We start from the raw sequence: 14,563 nt of genomic DNA on the forward strand, positions 1-14,563 counted from the left end.
GACGACAGCACCGGAAGAAATGACGATGACAGTTTCACAGAGTCATTGCTACGGACGAGTAGCATAGACGGCGGCGCACAACTCCGACAAGGAAGCCAATCGCCGCGAGGCCCGCCGGCGACACCTTTATAAACCGATGACAACCGCCGCCGGATTTCTATCAGAGGGGAAGCACCGGCGGGCGGTGCCCTCGGAAACGGGTGCGGCCGCCGCGCGGTGGACGGGCCTGGCTCCGCGCGGCGGCCGTTCGGGACTGATCCCGGGTCACACGGTGTTCACCGCCGTCAGGGGACGTAGGTGAGGTCGATCGTGTTGGGGTCGATCTCGAAGTTGCCGGTGAACTGGGCGGTGTCGCCGTTCTGGATGATGCCGAGGCAACCGGTGACACCGGAGGCGACCAGCGAGACGTTGCCCGGGTTGGGAGCGGTCGGGTCGACCGACAGCGTGCCGGTGGCGTTGCGGTAGTAGCCGGGCACGCCGCCGGTGAAGGTCGCGCTGCAGGCCGGGCCGGAGATCGACGCGCTGATGTTGGTGATGGAGCCGACGTTGACGGCCGGGTCCGCGGTCGGCTGCACGCCCTTGATGTTCCACGTGCCGCCGTGGGTGACGTTGAAGGTCAGCCCGAACGGGCCGGTGCAGGTCGTCCAGGTGGTGCTGTCGATCGTGCCGACCGTACTGCTGTAGCTGCCGTTGTTGATCGTGGCGTCGGCCTCGGCGTCGACGCACTTCAGGACGGCGCCGCTGCGCGGAACCCTGAGCTGGGTGTCGTCGGAGTAGCCGTAGGCGTAGCCCGAGGCGCCGGTGACGGTCCAGCTCGCGTCGGCCGCGGCGGCGGGAGCGGCGGTCAGGCCGATTCCGGCGGCGGCGATCGCGCCGGCGATGAGTCCCGTGCGGATGGACTTGCGCATTGGATGTGCCCTTTCGAGAGGGGGGTTGTACCCGGTGGGTGCCGGTACTCGGTACTCGTTGGGGTGGGATCCGGGGACGGGGTGGCAAGACTCCTTCTCTGGGCGGCTCCTTGGATGTGAAACTGCGGCCGGGCAGGATCGGCCGGCAGGATCGGCCGGGGAGTTTTCGCCGTATCCGGGTAACCGGGCGGAGGTTTCTGGTAACCTGCCCCGTTCCGCTTCGGCGCCTCCTACCGATGAGTAAACTAAGTGCCGACTTCGCGTCCGACAAGGGCTGATATCGGAAAATCTTGAGCGCCCTCGATTTCTTGTCACCCGATGATGAAAACGTCGATCGTTCTGTCTTGAAGTGAGTGACCGGGCGGTCTCCCGCCACGCTCCGTGCACATCATCACCGCTGGTCAATGACCACTCGGTGCGATCATTCGCGCTCCCCCGGGGAAACCTTCCATGGATCGGTGCACGACCGGCCCGATTGGGTTACGTTTGACGCGTCGTAGATCACCCCGGGGACCGGTGAATGCGCCGGCCCCGCGGGTGGAATGCACGCGATATCGCTGACCGTAATGGCCCTACCGCAGCCGGGAGGCTCCCCGCCGCCACCCGTGGCGCCGCGCGGCCGGCGGTGGCGGGAAGGAGCATCGACGATGGCGCGCATCCACGATTCCGCCGGGCGGGATCGGCGTCCGGGACGGCTTCCACCGCGGATAGCCACCGTTCTGCGGCCGGAATTGGACTCGCTCGCCGAGGACATCATGTCGGAGATCCGCAGAACCATTCCCGAGTACGGGGAGCCGCCGGATTCGGGCGCGCGGCTGGAGCTGCGGGCGAGCGTGGAGCAGACGCTGCGCACCTTCGTCGACCAGATCTCCGGCTCGGACGAGTCGCGCGACCGCCGGGACCAGCTGTGCCGGGCGCTGGGCCGCAGCGAGGCGTACCGGGGCCGGAGCCTGGACGCGCTCCAGGCCGCCTACCGGACCGGCGTCCAGGTGGCCTGGCGGCGCGTCGCCGAGGTCGGCCGCCGGCACGGGCTGTCGTCCACGGTGATGTCGCAGCTGGCCGACGCGCTGTTCGCCTACATCGACGAGCTGGCCTCGCTGTCGGTGGAGGGGTTCGAGGAGGCCCGGTCCCGCACCGACGATGAGCGCGCCGAGTTGCAGCGGCGGCTGCTGTGGATGCTGGTGGAGCGTCCCCGGCCGTCCCGGGCGGCGCTGGAGCGGGCCGCGGACGCGGCCGGGTGGAGCCTGCCCGCGGAGGTGACGCCGGTGGCGCTGCCGCCACGGGCGCGGTGCGTGCGCGCGGCCCTGGGCGACGACGTGCTGGCCGACCTCGGCGGCGCCGAGCCGCATCTGGTGCTGCCGGGCCCGCTGGACGCGGACCGGCGCGCGGTGCTGCTGGCGGCGCTGCCGGAGCGGCGGGCGGCGACCGGGCTGACCGTCCCGCCGGGCGAGGCGGCCGACTCGCTGCGCTGGGCGCGGCGGACGCTGGCGCTGGTGGACACCGGGATCGTCGAGGACGCCGGGCTGACCGCGGCCGAGGACCATCTGCTGGAGCTGTGGCTGCTGGCCGACGGCGCGCTGCTGGACCAGGTCGCGCGGCGGCGGCTGGCCGTGCTGGCCCGGATGGGCGCCACGCAGCGGCTGCGGCTCACCGAGACGCTGGGCGCGTGGCTGGAGACGCAGGGGAACGCGGTCGAGACGGCCAAGCGGCTCCAGGTGCATCCGCAGACCGTCCGGTACCGGCTCCGGCAGATCACCGAGGCTTTCGGAGAGCAGCTCACCGACCCGGAATCGAGATTTGCGCTGGAAGCGGTGCTGCGCGCGGGCCGGCTGAGAGAACGGAGCCCGTCGCTGCGCTGACGACGATGTGAATCACCAATTGTGTCAAGGTGATGACGCAGGGCGGTTTTGCCGATTCTTTACCGTAAAACGACGCCCTTCTGATCTACGTTCAGTGTGCTTCACCTCACAAACATTCCTGCCGGGGGGCGCGCAGGGGTCCCCCGCTCGGCGCGCTCCTCCCGGGTCACATGCCGTACCCCGAGGTCACAGTCGCCGGCGGCCCCGCCGGCGGCGCGGGAACGCTCCCATGATCTCGGCGTTCTCGGAGGTGCACCGATGACGCGTACGCTCGAACCGGGCGGGCTGGTGAAGCTGTCGGCCCCCCTGCCGAGGCATCTGGCCGCCATGATGCGGCCGGAGCTGCCCAGCCTGGCCACGGAGATCATCGAGGAGATCCGGCGGTCGATCCCCGAGTACGGGCGGCCGATCCAGGGTCCCTACGTCCAGGCCCTGCAGATCGGCGTCGAGCGCGCCCTGGCCCACTTCGTCGAGCAGATCGCCGACCCGTCGCTGCCGCGCGAGCGGCACGAGGACACCTACCGCAGGCTCGGCCGCTTCGAGGCGCAGGAGGGCCGGACCCTGGACAACCTGCAGGCGGCGTTCCGGATCGGCGCGCAGGTCGCCTGGCGGCGCGTGATGCGGGTCGGTCCGCAGCGCAACCTGTCCTCGGCCGTGATGGCGCAGCTGGCCGACGCGCTGTTCGCCTACATCGACGAGCTGGCCTCGCTGGCGCTGAAGGGCTACCTGGACGCGCTGCCCGCCGAGGAGCTGGAGGAGCACCGGCGGCGGCTGCTGCGGCTCCTGCTGCGCCGCCCGGCGGCGTCCCGGCGCGCGATCGAGGAGCTGGCCGAGCCGGCCGAGTGGGACGTCCCGGAGGAGATGACGCTGGTGGCCGTGCCGCCGGGCTCCCGGGTGGTGCGGACCGCGCTGGACCGCGACGTGCTGGCCGACTTCACCGACCCCGAGCCGCACCTGCTGGTGCCGGGGCGGATGACCGCCGACCGGCAGCGGATGCTGGCCGAGGCGCTGCCGGAGGGCCGCGCCGTCTCCGGCGTGAGCGTCCCGCCCGGCGGCTGCGCCGACTCGCTGCGCTGGGCCCGCCAGGCGCTGGCCATGGTCGACTCGGGGATCCTGGACGACGGCCCGGTGACCCGCTGCGAGGACCACCTGATCACGCTGTGGCTGCTGAACGACCCGGCGCTGATCGACCAGATCGCGCGGCGCAACCTGGCCGGGATGGCGGCGCTCAACACCGGGCAGCGGCACCGGCTGCTGGAGACGCTGCGGACCTGGCTCACCACCCGCGGCACCGCCGCCGAGATCGCCGAGGAGCTGCACGTCCACCCGCAGACCGTGCGGTACCGGATGCGCAAGCTGGAGGGCACGCTGGGCGAGCGGCTCACCGAGCCGGACTCGCGGTTCGCGATCGAGGTGGTGCTGCGCGCGATGTGGCTGCGCCGCCGCGCCGACGCCGACGCCCCCGGCCTCCAGGACCCGGCGGCCTCCAGGCACGACGCCGAGCCCGACGCCGAGCCGCTGGACGCGGCGCCCCGCGCCGCCGGACCGCGCGAGACCGGGCCGCGCGAGACCGGGCCGCGCGAGACCGGGCCGCGCGAGACCGGGCCGCGCGAGATCGCGATGACCGCGCTCGATCTCGGCCGCGGCGGCCGGGTGCCGGCGGACGGCCGGGTGCCCGCCGAGGGCCGCGGACCCCTGGACGGCGGGCTGCCCATGGAGGCCAGAATGCGAACCCGGTGATAACCACCGACGGCGATTGCGCATCCGCGAATAACTCTGTTCGGTCAGGGTTGATTCGACCATTCGTTCCGTGCTCCCATGCCTATTCGGAACCACGGTGCATTTGAACGACATGGTCGGCGATTGCGTGGAGGTGCGTGCAGGTGCGCTCACGATCGGCGGGCGGCTCCCTGCTGGCCGGGCTCGGTGCGGCGGCGGTCTTCGCGGTGGCCGCGGCGCCACCGGTCATCGCCGAACCCGAGCCCAGTCCGAGCGGCGAGTCCCCGACCGGCGGGACGGCCACCGACCCGCCGACCGATCCCCCCACCGACCCGCCCACGGATCCTCCGACCGACCCGCCGACCGACCCGCCCACGGACCCCCCGACCGACCCTCCGACGGACCCTCCGACGGATCCCCCCACGGATCCCCCGACGGACCCGCCGACCGATCCTCCGACGGACCCGCCCACGACGCCCCCGCCGACGGACCCACCGCCGGGAGGCGGCCCCGGGACGAGCAACCCGGTGCTGTCGATGTGGCTGTCGACGTCGTCCTCGACGGTGAAGCCCGGCGGGACGGTCGCGGTGACGGTCAAGGTGGCCGCCGCGAAGGCCACGGCCCACGGCACGGTGCTGCGGCTGTCGGCGAGCGGCGCCTCGGTGAGCCCGTCCGCGCAGGGCATGGGCAGCGTCGGCGGCGGGGGCCGCACGGCGGCGGCCACCGTCACGGCGCCGTCGAACGCCCGGCCGGGGACGATCAAGCTCAAGGCGTCGGTGTCGGCGTCCAAGGCCGTCACCGTCTCCAGGAGCTACACGCTGATCCTCACCAGTTCGTCCGGGGCGCTGCCGCCCGGGATCTCGCTGTCGGACCTGCCCTCGGACGTGCCGCCGCTGACCAACTCCTCGTTCAACGCGGTCGCCGGGATCCCGCTCCCGCAGGTCGCGCTGCCGCCGGTCGCCTCGCCGCAGATCGCGGCGAGCCCGCCGCCGATCACTCCGGGCGCGGTGCTGCGCGCGGGTTTCGAGGAGTCCTTCGACGCCGAGGACCTGGCCGCGATCCACGCGGGCTGGCTGGCCGCGATGGCGGCGTCGGTGGCGCTGCTGCTGGCGCGGACGCGGATGTCCCGGCGCCGGGAGGTCCCGGCGCACGTGCGGCGGTGGCTGGCCGGACGGCGGCTCACCGACGCCCGGCTCCGCACCGTCCCGCCGCAGCCCGCGCCGGTCCCGATACGGCTGGTCTGGCTGCCGCTGCGTCCCAAGGCCGCCGTCCGGCTCCAGCCGCGCGGCTAGCGCCGCCGCCGATGCCGCCGGTCAGGCGTCCAGGACCTGGTCCTCGCCCTCGACCACCGGCGGCAGCGTCGACCACGGGAAGTTGATCCACCGGTCGGTGTGCCGCCACACGTACTCGCACTTGACCTCGGAGTGCGGCTTCTCGTAGATCACCGCGCAGCGGACGTCGGCCACGTGGTCGGCGCAGAAGTCCCGGACCAGTTTCAGCGTGGCCCCGGTGTCGGCCACGTCGTCGGCGACCAGGACGCGGGCGCCCGACAGGTCGACGGCGTTGGGCACGGGCGGGAGCATCACCGGCAGGTCGAGGCGTTCGTTCACGCCGGTGTAGAACTCCACGTTCATCACGTGCAGGTTCTTGACGTCCAGCGCGTAACCGAGGGAACCGGCCACGAACAGCCCGCCGCGCGCGATGGACAGGATCAGGTCGGGACGGTAGCCGTCGTCCGCGATCTCCTGGGCCAGCGCGCGACCGGCCGTACCGAACATCTCCCAGGTCAGGACTTCTCTTTCGGCAGACACGGCCCCTATCTTCGCCGACCGGCGGGACTGCTCGGCACCCCGGATCCGGCCGGGCCGCAGAGATCGGCGACGATCGCGCAGGCGTCCAGCGGGAGCGTGCCCTTGAGCACGGCGGGCCGGGTGCCCTCGGGGCCGGCGGCGGTCATGACGCTGGCCAGCCCGTCGAAGAACCCGTTGAGCGCGTCCACCAGCATGAGCAGCTCGCCGCTCCGGGCGGCGGCGACGTTCGCGGTGCGGCCCGCGCCGTCCACGATCCGCCCCAGGTCGTCGCCGTGCCCCTGGAGGTCGTCGCCGACCCGGGACGACACCTGCGCGGCCTGGTCGAGGAGCCGGGTCACCTTGTCGGGACGGTCCCCGAGGCTCGCCGACAGCGCCCCGGCGTCGCGGGCGGTGCCCACGAGCGCCCCGCCGCGGTTCTGCAGGGTGCCGCCGAGCCCGCCGAGGTCGTTGATCAGGCCGTTGATGACGGCCCGGTCGGCGTGTGCCGCGTCGATCACCCGGGAGCCGTTGCCGATGGTGCGACGCAGCGCCGGCCCCTGCCCGGCCGTGCCCTGCGCGAGGGTGTGCACGATCGTGGCCATGTCCTGGGGGTCGATGGCGCGGGCGGTGTCGTACAGCGGCCGGGCCGTGTCGGCGGGGTCGGCCGGGTCCTGGGTGCGGGTGATGGTGCCGCCGTCGGCCAGGTACGGGCCGCGCCCGGCCGCGGGGCCGAGGTCGAGCGAGATCTCCTTCGGCCCGAAGATCGACACCGGGTCGATCCGCGCCCTGGCGTCGCGCGGGATCCGCACGCCGCGCTCCACCCGCAGGCGGACGCGGACCCGGCCGTCGGGCTCCAGCCCCACCGACTCGACCGTGCCGACGGTGACGCCGCGGACCTTGACGTCCGAGCGGGCGTCCAGGCCCTGCCCGGCGCGGCCGAAGGCGGCGGTGTAGCGGGTGGCGCCGGAGTCTCCGGGGAGGGCGGCGACGGCCGCGGTGGTCACGGCGGCGGCCAGGGCGCCCGCGCCGAGGGCGGCGTAGAGCGCCCGCGAGCGTGCGGAGAGAGCGGCATCGGACATGGAACCCCCTGGGTGCCTGCTCACGGTCGCGCCCCGTAAGCGGCCGCTTGCATTATTGGGGAGGGAGCGCCCACTCCGCTCCCCGTGACGGCGTGATCCCTCTCACGCACCCGGGACGCGCGCGGTCCCCGCGACCGGTAGCGTTGGGCGACGTGCCCGCCCCTGATCTGCTGACCGGCAGCGACACCCAGATTCCGGACACGGCGACGCTGCTCGCCGCCGCCGTCGAGGCCATCGGAGGGGCCGAACGCCCCGGCCAGGTGGAGATGGCGCTGGCCGCCGAGCGCGCCATCGCCGCCGGGGAGCATCTGGCCGCCCAGGCCGGCACCGGCACCGGCAAGTCGCTGGCCTACCTGGTCCCGGCGATCCGGCACGCGGTCGACAGGCGCACCACGGTCGTGGTGTCCACGGCCACGATCGCGCTGCAGCGGCAGCTGGTCGACCGCGACCTGCCGCGCCTGGCCGAGACGCTCGGGCCGCTGCTGGGCCGGGAGCTGAAGTTCGCGATCCTCAAGGGCCGCCGCAACTACCTCTGCCTCAACAAGGTGCAGACCGGCGCGCTGGACGACCCGGAGGAGCCCGAGGGCGGCGGGCTGTTCGACCCGCAGCAGCTGTCCGCGCTGGGCCGCCAGGTCAAGCGGCTCAACGAGTGGGCCGACGAGACCACCACCGGCGACCGCGACGAGCTGGTGCCCGGCGTGAACGAGCAGGCGTGGCGGCAGGTCTCGGTGACCGCCAAGGAGTGCCTGGGCGCCCAGCGCTGCCCGCAGGGCACCGAGTGCTTCGCCGAGCTGGCCCGCGCCGAGGCCGGCGAGGCGCACGTGGTGGTCACCAACCACGCGCTGCTGGCGATCGACGCGCTGGAGGACTTCCAGGTCCTGCCCGAGCACGACCTGGTGATCGTGGACGAGGCGCACGAGCTGGTCGACCGGGTCACCTCGGTCGCCACCGGCGATCTGAGCGCCGCCGCGGTCGAGACCGCGGCCCGCCGCTGCGGACGGCTGATCGAGGAGGAGGTGGGTTCGGGCGGCGTAATGGGTAGAGCCGACCGGCTCAAGGAGTCGGCCGAGGGCCTGGGCCTGCTGCTGGAGGAGCTGCCGGGCGGGCGCATGGACGTGCTGTCCCCCGCGCTCGGCAACACCCTCGCGGTCGTGCGGGACGCCGCGCACGCCTGCCTGACCGCGATCGGCCCGGAGAAGAAGGACTCCGACGCCGGCACCATGGCGGCGCGCAAGGCCGCCCGGTCGGCCCTGGAGGACCTGCACGACACGGCGGTGCGGCTGCTGGAGTCGTTCCAGCCGGAGATCTCGGCGCGGTTCGACGTGGTGTGGGTGGAGAAGCCGTTCGTCCAGGACGGCAGGCCCAAGCGCCCGCCGTCGCTGCACGTGGCGCCGATCGGGGTGGGCGGGCTGCTGCGCACGACGCTGTTCGAGCGGCGCACCGCGATCCTCACCTCGGCGACGCTCACGCTGGGCGGGTCGTTCGAGCCGCTGGCCCGGCAGTGGGGCCTGCCACCCCTCGACACCGCCGGGAACGCCGGCGACGGGACGCCCCGGGACGCGAAGACGGCGGCCGAGGGCCTGGCCCGCACCGCTACCGAGGACGACGGGAAGAAGGACGGGGAGAAGGAGATCGTCTGGTCCGGCCTGGACGCCGGATCGCCGTTCGACCACCCCAGGTCGGGGATCCTCTACGTCGCCCGCCACCTCCCCCAGCCGGGCCGCGACGGCCTGGCCGACGCCTACCTGACCGAGATCACCGAGCTGATCGAGGCCGCGGGCGGCCGCACGCTCGGGCTGTTCTCCTCGATGCGGGCGGCGCGGCAGGCCGCCGACGAGCTGAAGGACCATCTCACCCACCCGCTGCTGTGCCAGGGCGAGGACTCCACGTCCCTGCTGGTCAAGCAGTTCGCCGAGGACGAGCGGACCTCGCTGTTCGGCACGCTGTCGCTGTGGCAGGGCGTGGACGTCCCGGGCCCGTCGCTGCAACTGGTGATCATGGACCGGATCCCGTTCCCGCGCCCGGACGACCCGGTGAACTCGGCCCGCTCGCGGGCGGTCGCGGCGCGCGGCGGCAACGGGTTCATGGCGGTCGCCGCGACGCACGCGGCGCTGCTGCTGGCGCAGGGCGCCGGGCGGCTGCTGCGCTCGATGGACGATCGCGGCGTCGTCGCCGTCCTGGACCCGCGGCTGGCCACGGCCCGCTACGGAAGCTTCCTCAAGGCGTCGCTGCCGCCGTTCTGGCCGACGACGGACGCCGAGGTCGTCCGCAACGCGCTGCGCCGCCTCGACGCGGCCGCCTCCTCCGCATCCTCCGGCGACGCCTAACTCACTTCCGTTCCACCGCGCGCGGCGAACGAGCCGCGCCCGGTCGCGTCGGCCCCTGCCTGAAAACTTCCACTTGCGCAGGTCAGACCGGTGCTGCTAGGAATGGACGCCATGTCCAGAACAAGAATGGACGTCGCGTCCAAACCGGAGGCGACCGCTCCCGCGGCGACGGCGGCCTCGGCGACCGGAACGGCCAAGGCCCTGGTGAAGGGCATGGGGCTGGTCGACCTCATCTCCGCCGAAGGGCCGCGGCGGCTCACCGACCTGGTCGAGGCCAGCGGGGTCCCGCGCGGCACCGTCGTCCGGCTGCTGGAGGTGCTGCTGGAGGCGGGCGTCCTGCGCGCCGACGCCGCCGGCCTCTACGACCTCGGCCCCCGGCTGGCGGTCTGGGGGCAGCGCTTCCTCGACCGGCTGGACATCCGCGACCTGGCCGGCGACCTCATGGCGGACCTGTCCGCCCGCACCCGGGAGACCTGCTTCCTCGGCATCGAGCAGGACGACAAGGTGCTCTACGTGGCCAAGGTCGACAGCCCGCAGGCGGTCCGGCCCGCGGCCGTCGTCGGCACCATCAACCCGCTGCACTGCACCGGGATAGGGAAGGTGCTGCTGGCGCACGCCGACGCCGAGACCCGGCGGCGCTGCCTGGACGGGCCGCTGGTGCGCAAGACCCCCAACACCATCACCGAGCCGGACGCGCTGGCGGCCGAGCTCGAGACCACCCGCGAGCGCGGGTACGCGATCGACGAGATCGAGAACGAGGACGGCGTGCGCTGCGTCGCCGCCCCGATCCGCGACCACACCGGGCGGGTCGCCGCGGCGATGTCGGTGTCGGCGCCCGCCTACCGGTTCGCCAGCGCGGACCTGCCGGCCGTCGCCGAGCTGGTCGTCGCGGCCGCCGCGACGCTGTCGGCGCGGCTCGGCCACCATCCCGCATCGAAGAATCAGGAGGTGTCATGAGCGAGACGTCCCCGGCCGGCGGCGGCGAGAGCTGGCGCGGCAAGGTGGGCAGGCTGGCGGAGGACGAGGTCTCGGCCTTCCTCGCCGAGGGCCACATCGCGCGGCTGGCGTGCCTGGACGAGAACGGCTGGCCGTACGTGGTGCCGTGCTGGCACGAGTGGGACGGCGCCGCGTTCTGGGTGGTGCCCCGGTCCCGCGCCGCCTGGGCCCGCCACCTCGCCGCCGACCCGCGCTGCGCGATCACCGTGGACGAGGCCGGCACGCAGCGCAAGGTGGTGGCGCAGGCGCGCGCCGTCCTGGTGGAGGAGCCCTGCCTGAACGGGCAGTGGCTGCCGGTCGCCGAGCGGATGAGCGTGCGCTACCTGGGCGAGAACGGCCCCCGCTACCTGGAGCCGACGCTGGACAAGCCGCGCTGGCTGTTCCGGCTCGACCCGGTGAACATCACCACCTGGCAGGGGAACGACTGGGCGGAGCGCTACAAGTGACCGCCGTCCCCGCCGCCCCCGCCGGGGACGTCGCCGGCGACGTCGTCGAGCTCACCCGGGCGCTGGTGCGGGTGCCCAGCCCCAACCCGGGCGGCGACGAGAGCGAGGTCGCCAAGGCGCTCACCGAGATGGCGCGGGCGGCCGGGCTTCCGGCTCCGCGCGTCCTGGGGCGCGGCGGTCCGCGTCCCAACCTGCTGTTCACCCTCGACTTCGGTCCCGGCGGCCGGCACCTGGTGCTGTGCGGCCACATGGACACCAAGCCGATCGGCGACGCCGCCTGGAGCGTCGACCCGCTCGGCGCCGACCTGGACGGCGACCGCCTCTACGGGCTCGGCTCGGCCGACATGAAGGGCGCACTGGCCGCCATGCTGCTGGCCGCGTCCGGGCTCGTCCGCGACGGCTCCCCCGTGGCGGGACGGCTGTCGCTGCTGTTCACCGCCGACGAGGAGGACGGCGCGTACCACGGCGCCCAGTACCTCGCCGAGTCGCCGCCCGAGGGCCTCGCCGCGGCCGACGCGGTGCTCATCGGCGAGCCCGGCGGCCTGGAGGACGACTACGACCTCCTCCACCTGGGCAGCCGCGGCATCGCCCGGATGCGCGTCACCGCGCACGGGCGGCAGGGCCACTCCAGCCTCTCCGGCGAGCCCGGCACCCGCAACGCCGGAGTGGACGCCGCGCGCGCGGCCGTCGCCCTGGCCGAGGAGCTCGAGCTGCCCTCCCCCGCCGACCCGTACGGCATCCGGGGCTGGGAGACCACGGTCAACACCGGGCTCGCCTACCGGGGCGGGGTCGGCTACGGGGTGCTGCCCGGACGGATGAGCGTGGACACCGAGGTGCGGCTGCTGCCCGGCATGACCCGCGAGGACGTCCGGCGGCCCGTCACGGCGCTCGTGGAGAGGGTCGCGGAGCGGACCGGGGCGCGGCTGGAGGTGGAGTTCGACGAGCAGGGCCTGCTGCCGGGGACGGTGGCGGACCCGGCCGGGCCGCTGCCGGCCGCGGTCCGCGCCGCGGCCCGGCGGGTGCTCGGGCACGTGCCGCCGGACGCGATGTTCCCCGGGACGACCGACGCCGCCTTCCTGCAACCGGCCTGGAACGTTCCCGTGCTGCCCGCGTTCGGCCCCGGCCTGCTGCGCCGGGCGCACGGCGCCGACGAATGGGTGTCGGTGGCCGCGCTGCGCCGGGCCGTCGGCCTGTACGCGGGCATCGCCGCCGCGTTCTGCCCCGGCGAGGCGTCCGCAGAGGAGGAGGGGCGATGAGCGCCGGAACCGCGACGGGCGAGGCCGCGACCGGACGCGTCCGGTCGCTCGCCTCGCTCACGACGCTGATGCCGCTGAGCGGGCTGGCGCTGGTGCTGGTCATCGCCGCGGTGGTGACCCCCGGCTTCTACTCCGACGCCAACCTGCGGCTGGTGCTCTTCCAGGCCGGGCTGATCGGCATCACCGCGGTCGGCCAGACGCTGGTGCTGCTCGGCCGCGGCATCGACCTGTCGGTCGGCGCGGTCATGGGCCTCACCACCGTCGTCATCGCGACGCAGAGCGATGGCGACGCCGGTCGGCTCCCGGTCGCGATCGGACTGGCCGGGCTGGCCGGGCTGGCGATCGGCGCGGTCAACGCCGGGCTGGTGGTGCTGCGCGGCGTGCCGCCGTTCGTGGCCACGTTCGCGGTGTTCGTCCTGGTGCAGGGCGCGATCACGGCGTGGACGAAGGGCGCGGCGGCCGGGGACATCCCCAAGGCGCTGCAGCCGCTCGGCTCCGGACGCTTCCTGGGCGTGCCGACGCCGCTGTGGCTGTTCGCCGGCATCGCCGTCGTGGCCGCGGTGATCCTGGCCCGGACCAGCGCGGGACGGCGCCTGTACGCCACCGGCGCCAACCCCAGGGCGGCCCGGCTGTCGGGCATCCGCACCGGCCGGGTGATCGCCGCCGGCTACCTGGCCAGCGCGCTGCTGGCGGTGCTGGCCGGGCTGGTCAGCGCCGCCTACGCCGGGCACGTGGACGCCCAGCTGTCGCGCAGCCTGGACCTCAACTCGCTGGCCGCGGCCGTCATCGGCGGCGTCGCGCTGACCGGCGGGCGCGGCCACATCGGCCACACCGTCATCGGCGTGGCGCTGCTGGCCGTGCTGATCGTCTGGATGATCCAGCTCGGCGCCGGGGCGGGCGGGCAGCTCGCCGTGCAGGGCGCCGCGATCCTGCTGGCCACCTGGCTGCGCCAGCGCGGAACGACCGACCAGGGAGGCTCCGGATGACCCCCCGGACGAGGAACCGCCGGACCCGGCCCGCCGGGCTGGCGGCGGCGCTGCTGGCGGGCGTGCTCGCCCTCGGCGCGTGCAGCACCGAGCGCGAGTCGCTCACCGCCGGTCTGGGCGAGGCCGCCGACTGCACCGGCCCGCAGGCCAGGGCCGCCCAGCAGAAGTACGCCGAGACCTGGCGCGGCGCGGGCGCGGCGATCGGCCTGAACGGCCTGTCGCCCGCGGCCTCGCAGGTCTGCGAGGTCGACACCGCCAAGTTCGCCAAGGAGCGTCCGCGGGGCGGCTACCGGGTCGCGATCGCCGCGCAGGGTCCCACCAACGCCTGGGCGCTGACCAACGAGGAGGCGTTCAAGTACCGGGCGCGCCAGCGCGGCGTGGACGTCCTGTACGCCTCGGCCAACGGCGATGTGAACAAGCAGGTCGACAACGTCCAGCAGCTGGTGGCGCAGCGCCCGGACGCGATGGTGGTGGTCCCGATGGGCGACGCCGTCACCGGACAGGTCCGCGCCGCCGCCGCGCAGGGGATCCCGGTCGTGGTGTGCTCGGGCCGGCTCGGCGAGGGGTCGGGCGCGGTCAGCACCGTCACCCGCGACTACGAGCTGCAGGGCACGCTGTGGGCGGAGTGGATCGCCCGGCGGATCGGCGGCACGGGCAAGGTCGCCATGCTGTCGGGGATCGCCGGGGTGCCGACGGCCGAGCTGCCGAAGGCGCAGGCGAAGAAGATCTTCGCCGAGCGGTACCCGGGCATCCAGGTCGTCGCCGAGCAGAACACCGACTGGTCGGCGACCAAGGCCAAGACCGTCGCGGCGCAGCTGCTGGCCCGCCACCCCGACCTGGACGCGATCTGGTCGGACTCCTCGATCACCAACCTGGGCGTGTACGAGGCGTACAGCCAGGCGGGCAAGCCCGTGCCGCCGGTCACCGGGGACGTCACCAACGCGTTCCTGAAGGCGGTCCGCGGGAAGAACGTGCCGTTCGCGCTGAGCGCGTTCCCGCCCGAGCAGAGCGCGCAGTGCCTGGACGTGGCGCTGGACGCGCTGGCCGGGAAGAAGGTGCCGAGCCAGGTGAACGTGGACGCCGCGGTGTTCACCCACGAGCAGATCGACCGGTACGTCCGCCCGGAATGCAGCGACGACCTGGCGGTGCCCTCGGCGCTGCCGTCCGACCTGCTCAAGAAGCTCAAGCTGTGCTGAG

The 14,563-nt window shown here is 73.9% G+C and carries 12 protein-coding genes; 9 read left to right on the plus strand and 3 right to left on the minus strand.

What is annotated here, in order from left to right; all coding sequences use genetic code 11:
* Positions 1 to 284 precede the first annotated feature (284 nt).
* Positions 285 to 908 carry a hypothetical protein gene (locus tag ACZ466_RS07245; protein WP_378283847.1) on the minus strand — a complete coding sequence of 208 codons (624 nt, stop codon included), beginning with the start codon at positions 906 to 908 and terminating at the stop codon, positions 285 to 287.
* A 647-nt stretch (positions 909 to 1,555) separates the two neighbouring features.
* Between ACZ466_RS07245 and ACZ466_RS07250 the strand changes: the two genes are divergently transcribed.
* From ACZ466_RS07250 to ACZ466_RS07260, 3 genes are all read left to right on the plus strand, one after another.
* Positions 1,556 to 2,767 (plus strand): helix-turn-helix domain-containing protein, encoded by a 1,212-nt coding sequence (locus tag ACZ466_RS07250; protein ID WP_378283848.1) that lies wholly within the window; start codon positions 1,556 to 1,558, stop codon positions 2,765 to 2,767.
* 258 nt (positions 2,768 to 3,025) lie between these two features.
* Positions 3,026 to 4,507 (plus strand): helix-turn-helix domain-containing protein, encoded by a 1,482-nt coding sequence (locus ACZ466_RS07255; RefSeq protein WP_378283849.1) that lies wholly within the window; start codon positions 3,026 to 3,028, stop codon positions 4,505 to 4,507.
* 143 nt (positions 4,508 to 4,650) lie between these two features.
* Entirely contained in the window at positions 4,651 to 5,778 is a 1,128-nt protein-coding gene (locus ACZ466_RS07260) for a hypothetical protein (protein WP_378283850.1), read from the plus strand.
* Positions 5,779 to 5,799: 21 nt separating this feature from the next.
* Here ACZ466_RS07260 and ACZ466_RS07265 read toward each other — a convergent pair whose 3' ends face one another.
* Positions 5,800 to 6,297: a phosphoribosyltransferase gene (locus ACZ466_RS07265; RefSeq protein WP_378283851.1), complete on the minus strand. Its 498-nt coding sequence runs from the start codon at positions 6,295 to 6,297 to the stop codon at positions 5,800 to 5,802.
* A 5-nt stretch (positions 6,298 to 6,302) separates the two neighbouring features.
* On the minus strand, positions 6,303 to 7,355 hold the full coding sequence (locus ACZ466_RS07270) for an MCE family protein (protein ID WP_378283852.1): 1,053 nt from the start codon (positions 7,353 to 7,355) through the stop codon (positions 6,303 to 6,305).
* A gap of 152 nt (positions 7,356 to 7,507) precedes the next feature.
* Here ACZ466_RS07270 and ACZ466_RS07275 point away from each other — a divergent pair, with 152 nt between their 5' ends.
* The 6 genes from ACZ466_RS07275 to ACZ466_RS07300 all read left to right on the plus strand — a co-directional run bounded on the left by ACZ466_RS07275 (position 7,508) and on the right by ACZ466_RS07300 (position 14,562).
* Complete coding sequence (locus tag ACZ466_RS07275) at positions 7,508 to 9,682, plus strand: ATP-dependent DNA helicase (RefSeq protein ID WP_378283853.1); 2,175 nt, start codon at positions 7,508 to 7,510, stop codon at positions 9,680 to 9,682.
* Between the two features lie 111 nt (positions 9,683 to 9,793).
* A complete protein-coding gene (locus tag ACZ466_RS07280) occupies positions 9,794 to 10,639 on the plus strand; it encodes an IclR family transcriptional regulator (RefSeq protein WP_378283854.1) in 846 nt (281 codons plus the stop codon).
* Entirely contained in the window at positions 10,636 to 11,124 is a 489-nt protein-coding gene (locus ACZ466_RS07285; RefSeq protein ID WP_378283856.1) for a pyridoxamine 5'-phosphate oxidase family protein, read from the plus strand. Before ACZ466_RS07280 ends, ACZ466_RS07285 begins: the two co-directional genes overlap by 4 nt.
* A complete protein-coding gene (locus tag ACZ466_RS07290; RefSeq protein ID WP_378283857.1) occupies positions 11,121 to 12,380 on the plus strand; it encodes a M20 family metallopeptidase in 1,260 nt (419 codons plus the stop codon). The genes ACZ466_RS07285 and ACZ466_RS07290 overlap by 4 nt, the downstream gene beginning before the upstream one ends.
* Entirely contained in the window at positions 12,377 to 13,366 is a 990-nt protein-coding gene (locus ACZ466_RS07295) for an ABC transporter permease (RefSeq protein ID WP_378283858.1), read from the plus strand. Before ACZ466_RS07290 ends, ACZ466_RS07295 begins: the two co-directional genes overlap by 4 nt.
* Positions 13,363 to 14,562 (plus strand): substrate-binding domain-containing protein, encoded by a 1,200-nt coding sequence (locus tag ACZ466_RS07300; RefSeq protein WP_378283859.1) that lies wholly within the window; start codon positions 13,363 to 13,365, stop codon positions 14,560 to 14,562. Before ACZ466_RS07295 ends, ACZ466_RS07300 begins: the two co-directional genes overlap by 4 nt.
* The last annotated feature ends 1 nt before the right edge of the window (position 14,563 follow it).

Source organism: Actinomadura rugatobispora, from assembly GCF_055379765.1.